A 21,749-nucleotide genomic window follows, 5' to 3' on the forward strand; every position below is an offset into this window, starting at 1 on the left:
AGAATTCCATTCCTATCAAAAATGCCGGCTTTTTGTGGGGCAGCAACTATTTCCATGTTTTCAACTCATACGCTGCTTCCCAGAAATCATATTCCATTCGTGAAGCCATAACAAATGCTTCCGTCATTCTTTTTTGTGTTTCCGGAGTACTGTTTTCAGCGAGAGTATCACAGATGGCAATGGCCTGTTCAACGGCAACGGCAAATTCATCACCGCCATACGTGTCAATCCATTTTTGATAAGGATTATTAACCGTATTTTGATGGCTGTAAATGTAATCACCGACTTTTTTATAAATCCAAAAGCAGGGTAGGACTGCAGCGGCTGCAATTTCAACAGATTCTAGGGCTGCTGTGCTTCTTAAGAAATGAATATAATGATGGCATGCCGGCTCTAATACTCCTTTATCCGTAACTCCGAAATCCTGGAAATAAAATTCATGCAGGGCGTTTTCTACTACAATAGCATTTTCGGCAAACCTCATAAAAGCAAGGACATCCCTGATATCATGAATTTTTGCTGCAATCACGGAAAGCGTTCTTCCAAAATGTTCCAGATATAAGGAATCCTGCATCATGTAAAAACGGAATTTTTCCTGAGGAAGAGTTCCTGCTGATAATTCTTTGATAAACGGCATTTCCAGGATCGACTGATACCGTTCTTCTATAACTTGCCATGTGTATTCAGACCATTTCATTTTTAATAAGTTTTTGAGGATTAAAAAAGTGATTTAACGGACCGTTTCCAAGTCCGGTTTGTACATCTTTTCCGCTTTCTATTGCTTGAAAAACATACTGCTGTCCAAGAGATACGGATTCATATAACGTTTTTCCCTGAGCGAGATAGGAGGCGATTGCGGAGGATAAAGTACATCCTGAACCGTGGGTATTGTTGGTGCTGAATTTCACGGTTTCAAAAGAATGGTAATTGCCCTCTTCATCATAAAATAATGAAGTGATGGTTGAAGTTTCCTGATGTCCGCCCTTGAGAAGAATACTTTTGCAGCCGAGTTTTTTAATATGCTTTCCGGCCGTGTACATATCTTCCAGGGTTTTTACGGGCATATTGGATAAAATAGCCGCTTCATCCATATTGGGAGTAATAATATCTGCAATAGGAAAGAGTTTTTCTGTAATAGCGGCAATGGTTTCCTCTTCGATCAGGCGATGTCCGCTGGTTGCTACCATCACGGGATCAAATACCAGAGGGATCTTTTTATATTTACCTAATGTCTCAACAATCGTTTCAACAAGTTGCGGAGTATGGACCATTCCGATTTTGATGGCATCAGGAACAATGTCATCCAGAATCGCTTCAATCTGATCTGCAACTGCTTCTACCGGGATAGGATATATTTTCCGTACTCCCTGTGTATTTTGTACCGGTAAAGTAGTTAATACCGATGTAGAAAAGCATCCTAAAGCGGAAGCTGTTTTAATATCTGCCTGAATTCCTGCGCCTCCGCTTCCGTCGAATCCCGCAATAGTTAATACCGATGGATATTTGTATTGTTTCATTGTACTATTTCATTTTTTAGTTCATAGGCTGCTTTTTGAGGATCTTTAGCCCCACAAATCGCAGATACGACTGCGATACAGTTAGCTCCGGCTTTGATGATCTCCCTGGCATTTTTCAAATGAATATTACCGATGGCCACCAATGGTTTATCTGTAAGTTTTTTGATGGTTCTGATGCCTTCAAGACCCCATTCTGTGACCGTATCTTTCTTTGTGTCGGTTTTAAAAACAGGACTTATTCCCAGATAGTCTGCTGCAGCGGTTTGTTCATTTTCAAGCTGAGAAAGATATTCAATAGAGTAACCAATAATCCGATCCTGCATGAAGGGTAATTTTCTCAGATCAACAGGTTTTGCATCCTTATTTCCAACGTGGATACCTGCTGCCTGTATGTGTTGAGCCACCTCAAGATTATCGTTAATAATCAGTGGGACATTATATTGATCCGTTATATCTTTCAGCTGTCTTGCTTTATGAATAAATTCTGCTTTAGAATCATTTTTTTCTCTTAACTGAATACAGTCTACACCTCCAAGAATGGCAAGCTCTGCAACTTCCAGAAAGTTTCGTCCTTTGCAGTCTGCTTCAGAAATAACAAGGTAGAGCTGGTAAGGGAAAGGCTTCACGCTCATCGTCTTTCGATTTTTAAATGGCTCATAAACTCTTCTTCAGAGATCGTATACAGTTTATCGATAAGATTAACCTGCAGACTGCCTGGGCCGTTGCTATCCTGAACAGCGATTTCGCCTGCTATTCCAATCAATGACATAGCAGCTGCTACCGCTTCAATGGTATTGTCTGTATCTCCAATAAAGGCACCGACTAATGCTGATGCAGAGCACCCAAGACCTGTTACTTTGGTCATTAAAGGATGTCCGTTTTTAAGGAAAATAGTCTGGCTGCCATCCATGATGATATCTGTTTCACCGGAAATGCAGACCATAGTATGGTATTGATTAATAAGAGTTTTTGCTGCTTCTATAGCTTCATTACTTTGTGCAGTACTGTCGACTCCTTTTGTCGCAGTTGTATTAGCCTTGGCCAGCGCAATGATTTCAGAGGCATTCCCTCTGATGACGGTAGGCTGATAGGCTAAAAGCTGACTTGCCACACGATCGCGGAACGAAGTTGCGCCGGCACCTACAGGATCCAGTACCCATGGTTTTTTTGTTGAATGGGCGGTTTCTGCCGCCATCAACATTGATTCTACCCAGTATTCATCAAGGGTACCCATATTGATGACAAGGGAATGGGCAATGCTGACCATCTCCTGAATTTCGGATTTTGCGTGGGCCATGATCGGAGAAGCTCCAGCAGCTAACAGTGCGTTAGCTGTAGTATTCATGACTACATAATTCGTGATATTGTGTACGAGAGGAGCATTTTGTTTAACAAGCTGTATGTGCTTCCAGAGTTTTTTTTCCATTGTTATTGATTAAAATAAAAATAGCTCTAGGAAAAAATCCAAAACAAAAGTCCATTGCAAAAGAATGTCTTTTTGCTTTTCCCTACGTCGGTGTAAGCCGTATCAGGTTCAAAGGGACTCTCTCAATTCTTTTTCAGAATACCCCTAAAGCAAAACAAATGTATAAAATTATCATCGTAAAACAAAACTGGCAGTATATCAATACTGCCAGTTTTAAAAGGTTTAATAATTTATTTTCGCTGTGAAACAATAAAATCCACCATCTTATTGGTAAGTTCGTCCAGATATGCTTTATCTGTCGTTCCAAAACCATGAATTCCATCTTTTACAATGATCAGAGAATTCTGTATGTTCGCTTTTGTCAATTTTTTACTGAGCTTTTTCGACTGCTGTAAGGGAACGATTTTATCTTTATCTCCCTGTAGAATCAAAGTAGGGACACCAGTTTCAGCATAAGCCACAGGGGATACCGTTTTAAAATACTGAACTACTTTTCTTTTGTCTTTTTTAATATCATACCCGGAAATTCCGTCGATGAGGTTTTCTCTTAACGTTATTATTTTCTTTGTGAAAATCAATCCAATGAAGAAAACAGGAATTTTACCGGTACGGGTGTGAAGAAGCGTATTAAGATCTGCCGGCCCGAAATTATCTACAACATAATTTACTTTTGAAGAATAGGACGAAAGCTCAGGGCTTCCTATGAATTCATTATCCGGAGTATATGCTGCCATCATAGAAAGATGCGCACCTGATGAAGCTCCGAAGAATCCAATATTATTGGTGTCAAAATTATATTTTTCTGCATTTTTTCTTACCCATCGTACTGCATCTTTGGTATCCTGCAAAGGAAGCGGAAAGTGAGTGTCTTTATTCAGTAAAGTATAATTAATAGCTACAACGGCATATTTCTTTTCCAGCAGTTTTAGAATCATCTCTTCAATATAAGTTTCAGAGCGGATCATTTTATCCCCTTTTACCCATCCCCCGCCATACACATAGATCACAACGGGAAGTTTTTCGGAGGAAGTATCTTTTGGCCGGTAGATATCCAGTGCTAGCGAACTCCCATGTTCACCTGTCTTGTATACAATATTTTCAGATACGGTTGCCTTTTCAGGAAGCAATATGCTTTTTGGAGTTTTAGGCTCAATAATATTTTGAGAAAAACTTAAATTGAATAGGCTTAAAAATAAAACAAAAAACAGGTTTATTGAAAACCTGTAGATTGATATACTGTTTGATGATGATTTCATATGATATTTTTTAAAGAGTAGCTATTTTACTAACTCCTCAAAAAGTTTACCAAACGTTTTTTCAAGATCTTTAGATTTTCCCGGATGGGGTCTTGAAGTTTGTACGACGGAACTTCTTACAGCCGTCAGCCAGCGGAAACGTTCCGGGATCTCCAGTTGGGCAATCGGTCCGCCATCTTTGGCACCGTGTGCAACTTTTTGAAAGCTTTCCAGATTTTGAATGATATCTTCATAATCCAGTTTGCTGTGCATCAGCCTGAATTTATCCGGACATAAATAATAATCTACCCGGATGAATTTTTCCTTTTTGGAAAACATTACCAGCCCGATATTGAAAAATTCTTCTCTCTCAACCTTAGGCACCAGACGTATTACGGCGTATTCGTATATTTTATCCTCTTGCATTTTGGGCTTCGTTTACAAAGATTTGAGAATTTTCTAATCGTGTTTTCAAAAACTGGAAATAGATCTCGCGGATCTCCTCAGGCGTTTCATCGGCATCATTCCAGTGTAGCCAGTCTTCAGGAATTAAATTAACGATTTCCCTAAAAATAGTGTCATTCAATACTTTTTTTGCGAACTGATCTGCTTCATCAAGCATCTTAGCCTGCGGAAGGAGAACGTGGTCTTTTACATATTTAAAAGGCGTTTTAGCCGCCGTATCAAAGTTCTGCCAGGAGTGGTGGAAATAAAAAGACGCACCATTATCGATTACCCACAAGTCTTTATGCCACATCAGAAGATTGGTATTTTTAAAAGTACGGTCGATATTGGTGATAAAGGCGTCCAGCCAAACGATTTTTGAAGCTAAAAGCGGATCTATTGTTATACTCGGGTCATAGGCAATAGAGCCTGAAAGATAATGCAGTCCCAAATTCAGCCCTTCTGAAAATTTCAGTAAATCCTGAATTTCCTCATCAGCTTCCGTTCTTCCGAAATCAACATCAAGATTCACAAAAACCAATTCGGGAATCTGCAGTCCTAAAACTTCTGTGATCCTTCCGCCAAGCAGTTCCGAGATCAGCATTTTTACGCCATGACCCGCACCGCGGAATTTCAGGACATATTTAAAATCGTCATCAGCTTCTGCCAACGCAGGAAGTGAGCCTCCCTCGCGAAGTGGCAGAATATAACGCATTACGGTTACCGTTCTTAAATCCAACATACTGCAAAATTAAGATTTTTAATCAGGTTTTAAATAACTGGATTTAAAATATAACTTTGTGTTTATCCCTAAATTTTAATATTTTTAAGTAAAAAGAAAATATGGAAGTCACCAAAAATAAAAATATCCTCATTTCAAACCCGGAAACCAAAGATTTTCTCGCCGATGCCTATTATCCGGAAACAGACGAAAAATTACCTCTGGTTATATTTGTTCATGGGTATAAAGGGTATAAAGACTGGGGTGCCTGGGATCTGATGGCGGAAAAATTTGCCCGTGCCGGTTTTTTCTTTGTAAAGTTTAATTTTTCCCATAACGGAACCACCGTTGAAAATCCTCATGATTTTGCGGACCTGGAAGCTTTCGGAAACAATAATTATTCTAAAGAAATGTCTGACCTGAAGGTGGTGATTGACCATTTTTATCAGGATCCTAAAGTTGATGGCCAAAAGATAGTTCTGATCGGTCACAGCAGGGGAGGAGGGATTTCCATTATTACTACTGCCGAGGATGAGAGGATTAATGGCTTAATTACATTGGCAAGCGTTGATACTTTAGAACGTTTCCCAAAGGATGAAGCACTTGAAAACTGGAAACAAAAAGGAGTATATTATGTAGTGAACGGAAGGACCAAGCAGGAAATGCCTCATTATTATCAGTTCTATGAGGATTTTGAAAAAGATATCCACCGTTTTGATGTGGAGAGAGCTACTGAAATGGCAAAAGCCCATGTTTTGATTGTTCATGGAACCAGTGATGAAAGTGTAAGCGTTAAAAGTGCAGAACATCTTCATTTGCTGCACCCTAATTCAGAATTGTTTTTAGTGGAAAATGCCAATCATACTTTTGGAGCAAAAGAACCCTGGAAAGAACATGAATTGCCAAAAGATCTGGATGTAGTTACAGAAAAATGTATTGAATTTATTACAGAAAAAATGTAGTTATTTTCTTTTAACGTATTGAATTTTAATCTTTTTGTGTTTGATTTTATTTATTTTCATAGATTAGTGAAAACTAATAATACCAAAAAATCAAATTATTATGAAAAATTCAAACGTAAAAAATGGACAGAAATTAAGCAGAGAGGAGCAAAAGAAAATTGCGGGAGGAGACAAGGTTTTAATATGCGCAAGCGGCTGTTACAGTAATTATCTGAGCGATGGTTCAGGAAGATGTATTGTACCACCGTGTACAGCTCCTAATTTTGGGACAGAAAGTAAGAATGCTAATGGACGTTGGCAATGCTGTTACTAAATGCTTTCTATTAAGAAATAAAAAAGGAGTGAAAAATTTTTTCACTCCTTTTATGTTGATTGCAACTTGAAATTTTTTATTTAATTAAAATCTTCCAGGCTTCTTCAATCTTACTTTCCAGTAATAATTTCTGAGCATTCTGATGAATATTTTCATCTTCATGACAATGTTCGGAAGGTAAAACTTCTACGTTCGCAAGCATTCCCAGATCATTTCCTGTAAAGACTTTGCTGTATTTAATCGCATCTGGGAGAAGATCAAAACCAATTCCTTTGGTTACCAATGGTTTGGGAACTTCAAAGAGATTGTTTTCATTATTTCTCGAATACCAGTTGCTTCCTAAGCGGGCGACCATATCCAGTTTTTTCTGATCCAGATTTCCTTCTTCATTCAGATATTCTTCTCTGATATGGATTTTCTGAACTTCACAAATAACTAAATTTCCTGCTCCACCCTGATCTCCCAGAGGTTTTACTTCCAGTACTTTGCATTCGAAATTAACGGGGCATTCTTCTATTAATTTAGGTCTAACCAGATCTGCATCTTTCATGGTTAAACCAGATTTGATAAATTCATTCACTCCGCCTTCATATTCAGTAGAGGCTAGGGAAATCTGCTGTACAATCGGGAAATTAACGGTTCCGATAACAACTTCCTGAACTTCCTGAACATTTTCCAGAGTATGTTTAGTCGTATTATCCCGAACTCTTCTCGATGGCGAAAAGATCAAAATTGGGGGAACCGTACTGAACATATTAAAGAAACTGAACGGGGATAAATTAGGGTTACCGTCTTTATCTATCGTAGAAGCTAAAGCAATCGGTCGTGGTGACACGGCGGTCTGCATGATCGTTTGAAGCTGTACGGCAGATATTTCGGATGGAATTACTGTTTTCATATTTTCTTGTTAACCACAAAAGTCACTTTAGTGTTTATAAGACTAAAGTGACTTTATTTTTCATTATTATTTACCTTAATCAACTTAAGTGGTTAAAGATTATTTTGTAGGAATAATTTTACCGGAAACTTCACCGAAACCAACTCTCACTCCATCTTTTTCAGCCCAGGCTTTCATCGTAACGGTATCGTTATCCTCAATGAATTTTCTTTCCTGACCGTTGCTTAATGATAAAGGATTCTGGCCTCTCCAAGTCAATTCCAGCATAGAACCGAAAGATTTTGGATCGGTTCCGGAGATGGTACCGCTTGCATACAGGTCGCCCACTTCTACATTACATCCGTTTACTGTGTGATGTGCCAGCTGTTGAGCCATATTCCAGTACATGAATTTATAATTACTTTCAGAAATCAGATTTTCTTCACCGTTTTCAGGCTGTAAGTACACTTCTAAATTGATGTCATAATTTTTATCCCCATCAAATTTAAGATAGTCTAATACCTCAGGATCCTGTATTGGAGAAGCCGTTCTGAAAGGTTCTAACGCTTCAATAGTCACTACCCATGGTGAAATTGATGAACCGAAGTTTTTACCTAAAAATGGTCCTAGCGGAACATATTCCCAAGATTGGATATCTCTTGCAGACCAGTCGTTGAAAACCACCATTCCGAAAATAGCATCTTCAGCTTCCTGGGTAGAAATGCTTTCTCCCATGTCTGTATTTTTGTTGATGATGAATGCCATTTCCAATTCAAAATCCAGTTGTTTTGAAGGTCCGAAAATTGGCTTTTCAGCATCTGCAGGTTTTGTCTGACCTTTCGGACGGTTGATGTCTGTTCCGGAAACTACGATAGAGGATGCTCTTCCGTGATATCCTACCGGTAAATGTTTCCAGTTAGGTAATAATGCGTTGGCCGGATCGCGGAACATTTTTCCAACATTCGTTGCATGCTCGATGCTGCTGTAAAAATCCGTGTAATTCGGGATGTGTACAGGCATCATCATTTTCACTTTATCCAAATCATAGAAAGCATCTTCGATGGTTTTCTGATCTTTAGACAAGATGGACCCTTCCTGTAATAATTCCTGAATTTTAGCACGTACGGCATTGGTTATTGGTTTTCCCAGCTCGATAAATTCGTTCAGGGTATACGCTTCGAAAATATTGTCGTCTAATCCTTCAATATCTTCAAAATAACTAAGATCATACAAGGTCGCAAGATCAATAATCTGATCACCGATTCTTGTACAGCATCCGATATATTCTTTATTAAAAACGGCTACTCCGAAAGGAATGTTATGTATAGAAAAATCTGAATTCGAGGAATACTCTACAAATGATTTCATAAGATTGTAATTTAGTTAAGATTTAAATATAAATCTGTTAAGTTGTACTGTTCAATGCCTGAAATTTATTTCGTCTTTCAGAACAAAGACTGAATATTTGGGACAGTTTTCACTATACAGGAAATGACAAACATTTTCTTACTGTTATTTTTTAGAATTAGAATAAGATGCTTCATCAATCCACCGGTCTTTGGTATTGATATCAATAAGATACAAAATATCTTTTTGCTTGGTAAGCAGTAAAGTTTTGGTGACCGGAAGGGGAACTTTTTTATTTTCAAGCATATCAGCCCGTAAAGAAACAATATTCTTTTTTCTGATAATATCGCCTGTGAAAACATTGGAACTGCTTTCGCCGGTTGCTTTATCATCAAAAACTTCCACATAAGTGGCATTATTTCCTTTAATAATAATAAAATCCCTTTCTATATGATCATCCGAATCTTTAATGAAAACAAACTTCTTGTTGTCGATATTTACATTTTCCAGATGTTGATTAATGCCTTTTCTTTCTTCCAGGATAGTGAGAATTTCATTCATTGATCCGTATTGTGCTTTTACACCCAATGCTCCAAAAAATAAAATTCCGATAAATAATTTTTTCATATCATGTGTTTTATAAAAAAAGTTTTGTCAGAACTTATTATCCTGACAAAACCCAATAGTTATATTGTAAATTAGAGATTACCTCTTTTCTCCTGCTCTCTCTCTAATGCTTCAAATAATGCTTTGAAGTTTCCTGCTCCGAAGCTTTGTGCACCATGTCTTTCAATGATTTCAAAGAAAAGGGTAGGACGGTCTTCTACAGGCTTCGTAAAGATTTGTAAAAGGTAGCCTTCTTCATCATGATCAATTAAGATGCCAAGATCCTGTAGTTTCTTAAGGTCTTCATCGATGTGGCCAACTCTTTCAGGAACCATATTGTAATAGGCTTCAGGTGGCGCTGAAAGGAATTCTACCCCACGTTTTTTTAATTCCGTTACCGTATGGATAATATCTTTTGTGGCCACAGCGATGTGCTGTACGCCTTCTCCTTCATAAAAATCAAGGTACTCTTCTACCTGAGATTTCTTTTTACCTTCTGCAGGCTCATTGATAGGAAATTTTGCAAAACCGTTTCCGTTTGACATTACTTTAGACATCAAAGCAGAATATTCTGTGTTGATCTGTTTATCGTCAAAAGAAAGGATGTTTACAAACCCCATTACTTTTTCATACCATTCTACAGTAGGGATCATTCTGTCCCAACCTACATTTCCTACACAGTGGTCTACATACAGTAAACCTGTTTCTTCAGGCTGATAGGTGCTTTCCGATTTCTGATACCCAGGCATAAAAGGACCTGTGTAATTTTTTCTTTCAATAAACATGTGAACTGTTTCTCCGTAAGTGTAGATTCCGGACATTTTTACTTCACCATGCTCATCAGTTAAGGTTACAGGCTCCAAATAAGGTTTTCCACCTCTCTTTGTTGTTTCCTCGAAAGCCTGGTAAGCATCATCTACCCAAAGTGCCAAAACTTTTACTCCATCACCGTGTTTTTTTACGTGTTCACTGATTGGAGATTCGGAAGTAAGACCAGTTGTTAAGATCAATCTTATTTTTCCTTGTTGAAGAACATAAGATGCACGGTCTCTTACTCCTGTTTCAGGACCGGCGTATGCTACAGACTGAAAACCGAAAGCGGTTTTATAAAAATGAGCAGACTGTTTAGCATTTCCTACATAAAACTCAATGTAATCTGTACCATTAATTGGCAAAAAATTCTCTGCTTGAGCAATTTTTTCGGCAAATGTAAGTGTTGACATATTTTTCTCTTTACTTTTATTTTAATGGTATGCAAATTACAAAAATCTTAGAGATGACGAAAATATTACTAGCCATTCGTTGAATATACTTAACATAAAATTAAAGAAGAGTTCATTTAAGTATATTTAAGTTCTTTATTTCACGAAGTGGTTATATACATTTGTATAACAAAAGACAAGTGGGGAAACATTTCGAAATTTTGAAAGCCGTAGATTTCTACGGCTTTCAATTTTATATATCGATTAATTTTTCTTATTTAACCTTCCGGCATCAGGGTTGTAATTATCCCATATTTTCCAGACGTTATCAATTTTCCGGATAAAATATATTTGAGTGTTCAGCTGATTGACAAAATGCTCTTCACCTGTTTCACCTACTTTAAACAGCAGATTCCAGAATTCCTGAGATTCCAATACTTTTTTATCGGGTTCATCCGTTACCAGATGGATGTCAAAAACTTCATAATTTGATCGGTTGTTTTTTGTTACCAGTTGAAAATCCCTGTCACATAATTCTTTGCTGAACTGTGAGGCTCTTTCTAAAAAGGGAGAGTCATCAAATACCAGGTCTTTGAAAAGTAAAGTTTTATGGTTGGGAAATTCTTTATAAAACTCAAAAACTGTAGCACAATAATTATACACAATCTGCGTAAGAAATTCCTGGTCGCTTTCCTGATGGTTCTCCTTCCGTAGTTCTTTTACAGACTGTATATAGGAATTGAGATCTCTATAGCCCAAAAAAATGCATATTTTATCCAGCGTTTTTAAAAAACGTAGATCATTATGAGTTTTGTCCTGATAATCATTTTCAAAAAAACGCTGCAGGGTAACGTGAGATATGGTATTGCCTATTTCAAATTTTTTCTTCCCCTTGAGCTCTTCAGACTCGGATAATTCTTCTTTGATGATTTCGGAAAGAATAATATAATGGCTCCTTTTCCATTCTTTTACATTTCCCAAAACCGAATTTCTTACCTTTGAATGCTTTGTAACCTCCTCTCGTATCGAATTATATATCGTCTTCAATTTCCATGTTTTAGAAAGGGTTTGATCAAAAATACTGCCAAAAATTTAAGACTTTTTCATGATTCCTTTCTGCTAAGTTAAAAATACGTTTTATTTCATCAAAAAGAAAACATATTCGCTAAAAAACTTCATGATCATAGTCTAATGCCTGAACCTTTCAAAAGCGGCTTTTTCCAGCATTTCTCTGTCATCCGGATGCGCGATGCTGATCAGTTCCTGTGCCCGCTGACGAAGGTTTTTGCCATACAGGTAAGCAGTTCCGTATTCTGTAACCACATAATGAATATGTCCTCTGGTGGTTACCACGCCTGCGCCCTGTTTAAGAAAAGGAACAATTCTGGATATTCCTTTTTTAGTTCTGGAGGTAATGGCAATGATGGGTTTTCCGTCTTCACTTAGGGCGGCGCCTCTCATAAAATCCATCTGTCCTCCGATGCCACTGTACTGCATAGTCCCGATGGAATCTGCACAAACCTGCCCTGTAAGGTCAATTTCAATCGCAGAATTAATCGCCACCATTTTTTTATTCTTCATGATATTGATCGGGAAGTTGACATCACTTACATCTTTGAAGGCAAAAACAGTATTGTCATCCACGTAATCATACAGTTTTTTTGTCCCGAAGCAGAAGCTGGTGATGGTTTTGTTATCATTGTAGCCTTTATATTTATTGTTGATAACGTCATTTTGTATCAGATCAATCACTCCGTCACTCAGCATTTCTGTGTGGACGCCCAGATCTTTGTGATTGGTAAGACATTTTAAAACAGCATCAGGAATCGTTCCGATTCCCATCTGTAAGGTTGACCGGTCTTCAATAAGCTCTGCTACGTTTTTCCCTACCAGCATTTCTTCAGGGCCTACTTTAGCCCCGTAATCTACGGTCTGAAGTTCCTCTTCATGCCATACCAGCTTATGGATCTTACTGATATGGATCATTCCGTCTCCATGAGTTCTGGGCATTAAAGGATTGACAATGGCTACAACAATTTTTGCAGTATCTACTGCTGCTCTGGCAACATCTACAGAAGTTCCCAGGGTACAAAATCCATGTTTATCCGGAGGAGAAACGGTAACTAAAGCAACATCCAATGGTAAAATATTTTTTCTGAATAAAATAGGAATTTCACTTAAAAAAATAGGAACATAATCTCCATTTTCGGAATTAACTGCATTTCTTACCGGTGTGGAAACAAATAACGAGTTAACAAAAAAACTATCTTTATATTCTGGTTTTGCAATTTCTATATTCCCTTGCTGAGTAATGGAAACCATTTCTACATTTTGCAGTCTGTGGGATTGTCTTGCCAACTCATCAATCAAATAGTTTGGAGTACATGCACTTCCGTGGAAAAAGATACGATTTCCACTTTTTACTGTATAAATGGCTTCTTCTGCGCTAATATAATTGTACATATTGAATTTTATAATTACTATTTTCTGTGACTTAAAGATAGCTTATATTGACTTTAATAGAGTCTAAATTTTGAGAAACATTTATCATGTTTCAATTAATTTAAATAGATAGCATTAGCGGGAGTCATTTGTATCACAGATTTATTATTTGCCAATTCAACGAACATTTTAATATGTAAACATATTTTTAAAAGGTTAAATTTGTTTGGAATATTCGTTCCAATATTCTATTTTTGTACAGTGGATAAGAGAGAGCAAATTATAATGGCGGCAATGAAACTATTGGTTGAACGTGGCATACAGGCAACACCAATGTCGGCTATTGCTAAGGCTGCAGGTACAGGAATGGGCACCATTTATAATTATTTTGCTACGAAAGAAGATTTAATCAATGCGATTTATCTGCATATAAAAACATCCGAAATTAATCAAACTCTAAAAAATATTCCTGCGGATGCTTCTGTAAAGTCTAAATTTTTAGGATATTATACTTCTTTTGTTACATTCTATCTAAAATTTCCAGAGAGTTTTACTTTCATCGACCAAATGCAAAATTCACCAGTAATAAAGGAAGAAACAAAAATTATCGGAAAAAATGCATTACTTCCGGTATATGAACTTATCATTAAAGGACAACAAGATGGCATCATTAAAAAGTATGAAATAGAATCAATGCTTAATTTTTTGGGAGGCACTATTACTACTTTTGTAAGATGGAGATTGGGAAATAACAATATAGATGCTGAAAATCAATTAGAACAACAGTTGAAAATGGTTTGGGACGCTGTAAAAGACTAAATTTTTCAAATTATTCTGGAATGAACATTCATTCCAGAATGTAAATAATAAAAACAATTATATTTTAAAAAAGATGAAAACAATTTTTATTACCGGAACTTCAACCGGATTAGGAAAGGCGGCAGTACAATTATTTGCTGAAAAAGGGTGGCAGGTTATTGCGACCATGCGTAAGCCTGAAAATGAAAAAGAATTAGAAAAACTTCCCAATGTAAAATTGATGGCTTTAGATGTAACAGATTTAGCTCAAATAGAGCAAGTTGCAGCAGAAGTAACGTCAAATTATGACATAGATGTGGTTTTCAATAATGCAGGCTACGGTTTAGCCGGTCCTTTTGAAGGGGCAACCGACGAGCAGATTGTAAGAAATATCAATACCAATCTTTTGGGCGTGATGCGTGTTACAAAAGCTTTTATTCCTCATTTTCGTGCGAAAGGAAGAGGGCTTTTCATCACCACAACTTCTATCGGTGGAACGGTTACAATGCCCATGAACTCAGTATATCATGCTGCAAAATTTGGTGTAGAGGGTTGGAGTGAAAGCCTTTCTTATGAACTGGAACCTTTTGGAATTAAAGTTAAAACTGTAGCTCCCGGAGGTATTACAACTGATTTTGCAGGCAGAAGTTTGGATATTTCTCAACATGAAGCATATGCCGAAACTTTTGAAAAAATTGCAGGTGTTTTTCAAGATCCGGCAAGACGAGAAAATTATTCAACCCCTGAGCAGGTTGCTGCTGTTGTATATGAGGCCGTTACTGACGAGAAAGACCAACTGAAATATATCGCAGGAACCGATGCTCAAGCCTATTTTAATTTGAGAAAATCGGTGAGTCAGGATGAATTTAGAAATGAAGTGAAGAAAATATTTTTGGAACTTTAATTTCCTTAAAATAAGGAATTAAACATCCTTCAAAATAAAAACGGAATATTTTGAAATATTCCGTTTTTTATGATCAGTTAAGTGATTTTAAATCTTTCAAAAGCATCTTGTTATTTTTGTGGTTGATCTCAAAAATGGTCATCACTCTCTAACCAAGATGTTTTGTAGGTAGGATCTTCCACTTTCATCGCTTCTTCTGTAATTTTCAGAGGGCGGAAAGGGTCAACCATTACGGCGTATTCTTCTGTGAATTTTTTACCGATACTTCTTTCCATAGCTCCCGGATGAGGTCCGTGAACGATACCGCCCGGGTGCAGGCTGAAGTCCATCAGGTCGACGTGATTACGGCTCATGAAATCTCCTTCCGTATAGAACAGCACTTCATCAGAGTCGATATTGGAGTGGTTGTAAGGAGCCGGAATAGCCAGCGGATGGTAATCATACATCCTTGCACAGAATGAGCACACCACAAAGTTATGTCCTTCAAAATTCTGATGAACTGGAGGCGGTTGGTGAATTCTTCCGGTAATCGGTTCAAAGTTTTTGATATTGAATTTATAAGGATAAAAATATCCGTCCCATCCCACGACATCGAATGGATGCGTTGCATAGATGAAATCGGTGATCTGATTTTCTTTTTTTACTTTAATTAAGAATTCTCCTTTTTCATCTTTCGGTTCAAAAAAGGTTGGTGCAACGATATCCCTCTCGCAGAATGGCGAATGTTCAAGCAGCTGCCCGAATTCGTTTCTGTATCTTTTCGGAGTGTAGATAGGAGAGTGGCTTTCCAATACAAAAAATACGGTGCCTTCAGATTTTAGCTCAACCTGATAAATTGTACCTCTTGGAATAATAAGATAATCTCCGGTAGAAAATTCCAGGTTTCCGACAAATGTTTTTAGTACTCCGCTTCCTTCATGAACAAATAAAAGCTCATCGCATTCAGCATTTTTGTAGAAATAATCCATAGAATGCCTTGGTTTAGCCAATCCCATTTTCAGGTCGCTATTCATCAGAAGGATTTTTCTGCTGTCCAGAAAGTCGTCCTCCGGTGTTACATTCATCCCTTTAAACATTCTTGGAGTAACATTTTTCTCAACAGCAATTTTCGGAGTAACATCTTTAGGTTCTCCAATGGATTTTATCTGTGTTGGACGGTGAATATGATAGAGTAAAGAAGAAATACCATGAAAGCCTTCTGTGCCGAAAAGCTGCTCATAGTAGAACTTATCTTCGGGAGATTTAAAAATCGTATGTCTTTTTGGTGGGATATTCCCGGATTGATTATATCGCATGATTACCTTTATATGTTTCTCAAATTTAATAATTTTTGACGAATAATTTTCAAGGACATTTATTATGGAGTTTTGTAATTCGAAAATAATTGTTAGTTTTGTCTAACAATTATTATTTCATGAAACAAATATCTCTATTTTTTATTTTTATATCCTGCAGGTGTTTCTCACAGGAAGCAGACAGTTTACAAACAGAGACCATCAAAAAAAATGATTCTGCAGCTTTTGTACAGAAAAAGGTAACCACCAATGATATTGATGATATTGTCATAACAGGAACAATAAAACCGGTCAGCAGATCCAAAAGCCCGGTGGCTGTAGAAATTTACAGCCAAAAGTTTTTCCAAAAAAATCCGACGCCGAATATCTTTGAAGCCATTGCGATGGTGAACGGAGTAAAACCTCAGCTGAACTGTTCGGTCTGCAATACCGGAGATATCCACATCAACGGCTTGGAAGGGCCTTATACGATGATCTTAATTGATGGAATGCCGATTGTAAGCTCACTTTCCACCGTATACGGATTAAGTGGAATCCCTAATAGTCTGGTAGACAGAATTGAAGTAGTAAAAGGACCGGCATCTTCACTGTACGGTTCTGAAGCAATGGGAGGAGTGATTAATATTATTACGAAAAATGCGCTCACAGCTCCCAGATTCAGTGTAGATTTGATGACCACTTCCTGGGGTGAAAACAACCTTGATGTATCAACCAAGTTTAAGGCTGGCAACAATGCAGCTTCTCTGCTAAGTGTAAACTATTTTAATTTCAGTGAAAAAATAGATCAGAATAAAGATAATTTTACCGATGCTGCCCTGCAGAAAAGAATCTCTGTTTTCAATAAATGGAATTTTCAAAGGAAAGAAAACCGACTGGCAAGTTTTGCACTGAGGTATTTATATGAAGACCGTTTTGGTGGTGAAATGCAGTGGAATAAAAGCTACCGTGGAAGCAATGAGGTATATGGTGAAAGCATCTATACGAACAGGGCAGAGGCATTCGGAGTCTATCAATGGCCTTTGAAAGAACAGATTGTAACTCAGTTTTCCTATAATTTCCACGATCAGAATTCATTTTATGGTGCAAATCCGTTTGATGCGACCCAAAAAGTGGCTTTTACACAGACATACTGGAACAAAAAGTTTGGAAAGCACGATCTGATAGCGGGAATTACCTTCAAAAGAACATTTTATGATGACAATACGCCGGGAACAATGGCTGCAGACGGAATTACCAATGAACCGATGAAATCTCCGATCTGGGGCGCCTTTATCCAGGATCAGTGGGAAATTAATGATAAAAACACTTTGTTGCTGGGATACAGATTTGATTACGATAAGATCCATCACTCCGTTCATTCACCGAGGCTGGCATGGAAATTTTCTCCGAATCCGTATCACACGTTGCGTTTTAATTTCGGAACAGGTTTCCGGGTAGTGAATTTATTTACGGAAGACCATGCTGCCTTAACGGGTTCCCGTGAAGTAGTCATTCAATCTAATTTAAAGCCTGAAAGATCGGTCAATGGAAATCTGAATTACATCTGGAAAATTCCTGTGGGTGAGCAGATTGTGAATCTGGATGCTTCAGCGTTCTATACTTATTTCAGCAACAAAATTGTAGGCGATTTTGATACGGATCCTGATAAGATCATTTACGATAACCTGCATGGATATGGAATTTCAAGGGGAGCTTCTATGAATATTGATTTCAGTTTCGGGTTTCCTTTAAGTGTCAATATGGGAGTCACCTACCTTGATGTATATCAGAAATTAGAGGGTGAAAATGAAAAAATCCGCCAGCTGCATGCCCCTAAATGGAGTGGAACTTACAGTATGACGTATAAATTCCCGAATGCATTAACCGTGGATTTTACAGGCCAGTTCTATGGTCCGATGAGACTGCCCGTATTGCCTAATGATTTCCGTCCGGAATATTCTCCCTGGTATTCCCTGGCCAATATTCAGGTTTCTAAAAGTTTCAAGTCTGGGTTTGAAGTGTACTGTGGGATTAAAAACCTGTTCAACTTCACGCCTAAAGATCCGTTGATGAGGCCTTTTGATCCATTCGATAAAAACGTTGATGATCCTGTAAACAATCCCAATCATTATACTTTCGATACGACATACGGTTATGCACCGATGCAAAGAATCCGAGGGTTTTTGGGTGTAAAATATACTCTGAAATGAGAATCTTAATTTTATTTTTAATGTGGGTGCCTTGTCTTTGTCTGTCACAGATGAAGACAGGCTCTTTTTCTGAGCTTGAAACGATACAAAATAAAAAACCTGTCATCATCCATGTGTATACAGATTGGTGTGGGATCTGTAAGATTGAAAAACATGCGATAGAGAAAGATAAAGAACTGATCAAAATGATTAACGGAAATTTTTATGTCATTCAATTTGAAGCAGAAAAGACTAAAAATACGATCCATTTTCAGGGTAAAGATTTTCATTATCTGGCTAATGGAAATTCCGGGATTCATGAACTGGCTTTAACATTATCTCAGCATAAAAACCAACCCGTTTATCCGCTGTGGATTTTTCTGGATAAGGATCAACAGCTATTGTATTACCATGAAGGTATTTTTAAACCTGAAAAAATGAAACAGAAACTGTTGGAAATTTCTGCTTCAAATCAATAGCTATTAGATAGAGCAGATTTATTTTATGGTTAAATCTTTTAATCTTTTAATCTTTCAATGTTTCAATCTTTGAATTTTCAGCCTCAGCTGCATCTATTAAAACAGCCAGCTGAATACAAGGCTCATCAGACCGGTTGCTCCACACATGATTGGTTCCTCTTTGAATAACGATATCTCCTGGCTTTAACAGGGTTTCTCCTTCTTCCATAATTAAATACAATTCTCCTGAAAGAATGATAATATAATCTAATGTTGGCGTCTGGTGCATCATCGGATGAGGTTCGCCCGCTTTGAATTCAACGCCCAGATCTTTATCAGGCGGGATAGAAACATACCGGAAATAAGTTCCATTCTTTGGAGTCTGCGGAAATCCGGTATTGGGAATTCGTTGTTCCCAATCTAAGCTGGCGGGCATTTGCTGAGTATTCCAGATGTCGGAAATGATCAGCCCTTTTAAGTGTTCCACCGCATTTTCTACCTGCTGATCTTCAATAATAGTTGATTTTCCGTTTTGAATTCCTGTGATGATACGTCTTGGTATTTTATTCATGAGTCATAATTAATTTGTTTCCTTGAGTCTGATTATTTTTAAGCATAGATTGTGCTTTAAGAACAGTTTCCAATGAGAGATTTCCCACTGTTTTGTATTTTGGAGGAACAATGATGTTATTTTCAATGAGCCTTGAAATCTCGTTCAGACTGTTTTTATAATACACGTAATTTTTGGATAGACTGTGGGTATAATTGGAAATGTTGACAATTACATTTCCTTTATTGAACAGCATTTCACGGGATTCGGGATTGGTTAGAGCGGTGACATCGAAGTAGGAACCGTTCATTTTCAATACTTCTGCCGTAATTTCAGACATATAATTTCCTACCAGGTCAACTCCAATATCAAAGAGCAGGTTGTTATTTGCTTTTAGAAGGTTTTCGACCAGATTGTCCTCTTTATAATTGACGATCTGATGGTTTGGGAGTCCCATTTTTAATAGAATATTTCTGTTTTCTTCAGTCCCGACGGTTGCCGTTATCTTGTTGTAATGATTTGCCAACAGAAGTTTAATTAAAAAAGATCCCACGCCTCCGGTGGCTCCGGTAATTAAAAGATTTGTGTGTTCATTTAATGACAATCGGTTAAAAATCTGAAGGGCTGTCATCCCTACGGATGGAATAGCTGCGGCCTGTTCAAAGGAAATATTGCTGGGTTTGAAGGCAACGATAGATTCGGGAACGGTAATGTATTCGGCATAAGAACCGTTGCTTCCCATGGAACCGGAACCGCAGTACACTTCATCACCAACGGTAAAATGAGTGACTTTATCACCGATTTCCACAATGATTCCGGATAATTCGCGACCTAGAATAGGTGAGCTCATGAGTTTACGTTCGAGTTCATTTTCAAGCATCTGATAGTCGATGGGATTAAAACCACTGGCTTTTATCTGAATGAGAACTTCATTGCTGTTGGGATGAGGTTTTTCAACAAAACCGTTTTCCAGTTGAAAATTTGTATTGAGAATAACTGCTTTCATAATGGTAGTTTGAAGTACAAATGTAAAAACTGAATGGTTTATATTTGCTACTAGTTAACTCTTGGTAACTGGTTACTTTAATGAAACTATTATGACAAAAATTATAGAAAACGGACAGGAAAGAGAAGCAACGTGTACCGAAGAATTGTTTGCTATGCGTGACAGCCTGGATGTGTTAGGCGGGAAATGGAAACTGATGATTTTGCGTTATCTGACGAACCGTACCGACCAGCATATTCATTTTAAAAAACTCCAGCGGGGAATCGATTCGATTTCGGCAAAAATGCTCAGTAAAGAATTAAAGGAACTGGAAATAAACCTGCTGATTACCCGAACCATTCAGGATACAAAACCGATTACTGTAACCTATGCCGTCACGGAATACGGTAAATCTGTTTTTCCAGTGACGGAAACCCTGGTGAAATGGGGACTGCTTCACCGTGAAAAGATTAAAGAATCGATGAGTTCATCTGAACTATAGATTGCTCAATAAAAAACCTCAGACTGTTAAGGACTGAGGTTTTTTGTATATATAAGATCTCTCGCAGATTATGCTGATTTTGCAGATCGTACTTTTAAAAAAATCTACTGAATTTACTCAATCTGCGAGAAAATTATTAAAATTAATTTTTATCCAACCATGATCTCACTAAAAGGGAATGGTCTTTCACCCATTTCTTTGCAGTGGCTTCTTTGTTTTTACTGTCTTCCATTTTCGTTACAAGATCGGTCATTGTTTGATCATCAAAATGCATGTTGGAAAAAAAAGCGACCAGCTCGGGATGATCTTTACCGAAACTTTTTCTGCTGTACGTTTTAATTTGTTCTGCTTCCCCAAATACTTTTTTTGGGTCTTCCAGAAACCTCAGTTTCATTTTACCAAACATCCAGTGGGGCTGCCATCCAGCGACCACAATCCATTGTTTACGCTGCATAGCATTTTGCAGTTCAGTAATCATGGCGATAGTAGAGGAGTTGATCTGCTGATAATTAAGCTTATAATCAATAATCGCTTTATCTGTAGCGGATGTCAGTCCTGCTCCTTTTTCAATTCCAATGATTCTGTGACTGAATTGTTCCTGATGCTGGTTTAGTTCATCTATTGATGTAATGGGTAGATAGTCCGGAACTACCAGACCGATACGGCCACTTTCATAATTGGTTCCGATATGAATTAATTCCGGAAATTTGGACACTTTTTTAGCATGGGTATACGGAAGCCATACTCCCATAAAAAGGTCAGTATCTTCGTTATTCATAGAAGCCAGAATCATATCTGTTGAAGCTTTCTGAATAATTACATGATAGCCTTGTTCATCCAGAATTGCTTTGGCAACATGGGTCATGGCAACATCTTCGGCCCAGCCATCCACCATTCCGATGGTTATATATTTAGAATTTTTGATATTTCCACATGAATTTAACAGCGCGAACATGACGATTACCATGGGAAATAATAGGTATTTTATTTGTTTCAT

The 21,749-nt window shown here is 37.6% G+C and carries 24 protein-coding genes and 1 riboswitch; of the genes, 7 read left to right on the forward strand and 17 right to left on the reverse strand.

Annotated features, from left to right (window positions below):
• Positions 1 to 46: 46 nt before the first annotated feature.
• The 7 genes from tenA to IW15_RS08195 all read right to left on the reverse strand — a co-directional run bounded on the left by tenA (position 47) and on the right by IW15_RS08195 (position 5,364).
• Positions 47 to 697, reverse strand: a complete 651-nt coding sequence (tenA, locus tag IW15_RS08160; protein ID WP_034710524.1) for a thiaminase II — start codon at positions 695 to 697, stop codon at positions 47 to 49.
• Positions 684 to 1,517, reverse strand: a complete 834-nt coding sequence (gene thiD, locus IW15_RS08165; RefSeq protein WP_034710525.1) for a bifunctional hydroxymethylpyrimidine kinase/phosphomethylpyrimidine kinase — start codon at positions 1,515 to 1,517, stop codon at positions 684 to 686. The genes tenA and thiD overlap by 14 nt, the downstream gene beginning before the upstream one ends.
• Positions 1,514 to 2,149: a thiamine phosphate synthase gene (gene thiE, locus IW15_RS08170; RefSeq protein ID WP_034710526.1), complete on the reverse strand. Its 636-nt coding sequence runs from the start codon at positions 2,147 to 2,149 to the stop codon at positions 1,514 to 1,516. The genes thiD and thiE overlap by 4 nt, the downstream gene beginning before the upstream one ends.
• Positions 2,146 to 2,943 (reverse strand): hydroxyethylthiazole kinase, encoded by a 798-nt coding sequence (gene thiM / locus IW15_RS08175; RefSeq protein ID WP_185097418.1) that lies wholly within the window; start codon positions 2,941 to 2,943, stop codon positions 2,146 to 2,148. Before thiM ends, thiE begins: the two co-directional genes overlap by 4 nt.
• Positions 2,944 to 3,005: 62 nt before the next feature.
• A riboswitch (TPP riboswitch) is annotated at positions 3,006 to 3,099 on the reverse strand.
• 74 nt (positions 3,100 to 3,173) lie between these two features.
• Positions 3,174 to 4,199 carry an alpha/beta hydrolase gene (locus IW15_RS08185; RefSeq protein ID WP_034710529.1) on the reverse strand — a complete coding sequence of 342 codons (1,026 nt, stop codon included), beginning with the start codon at positions 4,197 to 4,199 and terminating at the stop codon, positions 3,174 to 3,176.
• A 21-nt stretch (positions 4,200 to 4,220) separates the two neighbouring features.
• Complete coding sequence (locus IW15_RS08190) at positions 4,221 to 4,604, reverse strand: DUF3037 domain-containing protein (protein ID WP_034710530.1); 384 nt, start codon at positions 4,602 to 4,604, stop codon at positions 4,221 to 4,223.
• Complete coding sequence (locus IW15_RS08195; protein WP_034710531.1) at positions 4,591 to 5,364, reverse strand: HipA family kinase; 774 nt, start codon at positions 5,362 to 5,364, stop codon at positions 4,591 to 4,593. Before IW15_RS08195 ends, IW15_RS08190 begins: the two co-directional genes overlap by 14 nt.
• Before the next feature lie 101 nt (positions 5,365 to 5,465).
• On the opposite strand from IW15_RS08195, the gene IW15_RS08200 reads away from it, so the two are divergent.
• Entirely contained in the window at positions 5,466 to 6,305 is an 840-nt protein-coding gene (locus IW15_RS08200) for an alpha/beta hydrolase family protein (protein ID WP_034710532.1), read from the forward strand.
• A gap of 100 nt (positions 6,306 to 6,405) precedes the next feature.
• On the forward strand, positions 6,406 to 6,618 hold the full coding sequence (locus tag IW15_RS22595) for a hypothetical protein (protein WP_131368526.1): 213 nt from the start codon (positions 6,406 to 6,408) through the stop codon (positions 6,616 to 6,618).
• 76 nt (positions 6,619 to 6,694) lie between these two features.
• On the opposite strand, the gene IW15_RS08205 is transcribed toward IW15_RS22595, so the two are convergent.
• The 6 genes from IW15_RS08205 to IW15_RS08230 all read right to left on the reverse strand — a co-directional run bounded on the left by IW15_RS08205 (position 6,695) and on the right by IW15_RS08230 (position 13,113).
• The gene (locus IW15_RS08205; protein WP_034710533.1) at positions 6,695 to 7,516 is read right to left on the reverse strand and encodes a flavin reductase family protein; all 822 of its coding nucleotides are present in this window, start codon (positions 7,514 to 7,516) and stop codon (positions 6,695 to 6,697) included.
• A 99-nt stretch (positions 7,517 to 7,615) separates the two neighbouring features.
• Positions 7,616 to 8,863, reverse strand: a complete 1,248-nt coding sequence (gene fahA / locus IW15_RS08210; RefSeq protein WP_034710534.1) for a fumarylacetoacetase — start codon at positions 8,861 to 8,863, stop codon at positions 7,616 to 7,618.
• A 144-nt stretch (positions 8,864 to 9,007) separates the two neighbouring features.
• Positions 9,008 to 9,469 carry a hypothetical protein gene (locus IW15_RS08215; RefSeq protein WP_034710536.1) on the reverse strand — a complete coding sequence of 154 codons (462 nt, stop codon included), beginning with the start codon at positions 9,467 to 9,469 and terminating at the stop codon, positions 9,008 to 9,010.
• Positions 9,470 to 9,540: 71 nt separating this feature from the next.
• A complete protein-coding gene (gene hppD, locus IW15_RS08220; RefSeq protein WP_034710537.1) occupies positions 9,541 to 10,671 on the reverse strand; it encodes a 4-hydroxyphenylpyruvate dioxygenase in 1,131 nt (376 codons plus the stop codon).
• A 243-nt stretch (positions 10,672 to 10,914) separates the two neighbouring features.
• Positions 10,915 to 11,697, reverse strand: coding sequence for a hypothetical protein (locus IW15_RS08225; RefSeq protein WP_034710538.1), 783 nt, complete (start codon positions 11,695 to 11,697; stop codon positions 10,915 to 10,917).
• A 141-nt stretch (positions 11,698 to 11,838) separates the two neighbouring features.
• On the reverse strand, positions 11,839 to 13,113 hold the full coding sequence (locus IW15_RS08230) for an acetyl-CoA hydrolase/transferase family protein (protein WP_034710539.1): 1,275 nt from the start codon (positions 13,111 to 13,113) through the stop codon (positions 11,839 to 11,841).
• Between the two features lie 264 nt (positions 13,114 to 13,377).
• Here IW15_RS08230 and IW15_RS08235 point away from each other — a divergent pair, with 264 nt between their 5' ends.
• Both IW15_RS08235 and IW15_RS08240 read left to right on the forward strand, forming a co-directional pair.
• Complete coding sequence (locus tag IW15_RS08235; protein WP_051881857.1) at positions 13,378 to 13,911, forward strand: TetR/AcrR family transcriptional regulator; 534 nt, start codon at positions 13,378 to 13,380, stop codon at positions 13,909 to 13,911.
• A gap of 73 nt (positions 13,912 to 13,984) precedes the next feature.
• Positions 13,985 to 14,794 carry an SDR family oxidoreductase gene (locus IW15_RS08240; RefSeq protein WP_034710542.1) on the forward strand — a complete coding sequence of 270 codons (810 nt, stop codon included), beginning with the start codon at positions 13,985 to 13,987 and terminating at the stop codon, positions 14,792 to 14,794.
• A 128-nt stretch (positions 14,795 to 14,922) separates the two neighbouring features.
• Here the strand turns inward: IW15_RS08240 and IW15_RS08245 are convergent, their stop codons facing one another.
• A complete protein-coding gene (locus IW15_RS08245; RefSeq protein ID WP_034710543.1) occupies positions 14,923 to 16,089 on the reverse strand; it encodes a homogentisate 1,2-dioxygenase in 1,167 nt (388 codons plus the stop codon).
• Positions 16,090 to 16,208: 119 nt separating this feature from the next.
• On the opposite strand from IW15_RS08245, the gene IW15_RS08250 reads away from it, so the two are divergent.
• Together IW15_RS08250 and IW15_RS08255 are read left to right on the forward strand one after the other, a co-directional pair.
• Positions 16,209 to 18,278 (forward strand): TonB-dependent receptor plug domain-containing protein, encoded by a 2,070-nt coding sequence (locus tag IW15_RS08250; protein ID WP_034710545.1) that lies wholly within the window; start codon positions 16,209 to 16,211, stop codon positions 18,276 to 18,278.
• Positions 18,275 to 18,736, forward strand: coding sequence for a thioredoxin fold domain-containing protein (locus IW15_RS08255; protein ID WP_034710546.1), 462 nt, complete (start codon positions 18,275 to 18,277; stop codon positions 18,734 to 18,736). The genes IW15_RS08250 and IW15_RS08255 overlap by 4 nt, the downstream gene beginning before the upstream one ends.
• A gap of 46 nt (positions 18,737 to 18,782) precedes the next feature.
• Here IW15_RS08255 and IW15_RS08260 read toward each other — a convergent pair whose 3' ends face one another.
• Together IW15_RS08260 and IW15_RS08265 are read right to left on the reverse strand one after the other, a co-directional pair.
• Complete coding sequence (locus tag IW15_RS08260; RefSeq protein WP_034710547.1) at positions 18,783 to 19,286, reverse strand: cupin domain-containing protein; 504 nt, start codon at positions 19,284 to 19,286, stop codon at positions 18,783 to 18,785.
• The gene (locus tag IW15_RS08265) at positions 19,279 to 20,271 is read right to left on the reverse strand and encodes an NADP-dependent oxidoreductase (RefSeq protein ID WP_034710548.1); all 993 of its coding nucleotides are present in this window, start codon (positions 20,269 to 20,271) and stop codon (positions 19,279 to 19,281) included. Before IW15_RS08265 ends, IW15_RS08260 begins: the two co-directional genes overlap by 8 nt.
• A 91-nt stretch (positions 20,272 to 20,362) precedes the next feature.
• Between IW15_RS08265 and IW15_RS08270 the strand changes: the two genes are divergently transcribed.
• A complete protein-coding gene (locus IW15_RS08270; protein WP_034710549.1) occupies positions 20,363 to 20,752 on the forward strand; it encodes a winged helix-turn-helix transcriptional regulator in 390 nt (129 codons plus the stop codon).
• Between the two features lie 142 nt (positions 20,753 to 20,894).
• Here IW15_RS08270 and IW15_RS08275 read toward each other — a convergent pair whose 3' ends face one another.
• Positions 20,895 to 21,749: a glycine betaine ABC transporter substrate-binding protein gene (locus IW15_RS08275; RefSeq protein ID WP_034710550.1), complete on the reverse strand. Its 855-nt coding sequence runs from the start codon at positions 21,747 to 21,749 to the stop codon at positions 20,895 to 20,897.

It is taken from the genome of Chryseobacterium soli (assembly GCF_000737705.1).
GTDB classification, from domain to species: Bacteria; Bacteroidota; Bacteroidia; order Flavobacteriales; family Weeksellaceae; genus Chryseobacterium; species Chryseobacterium soli.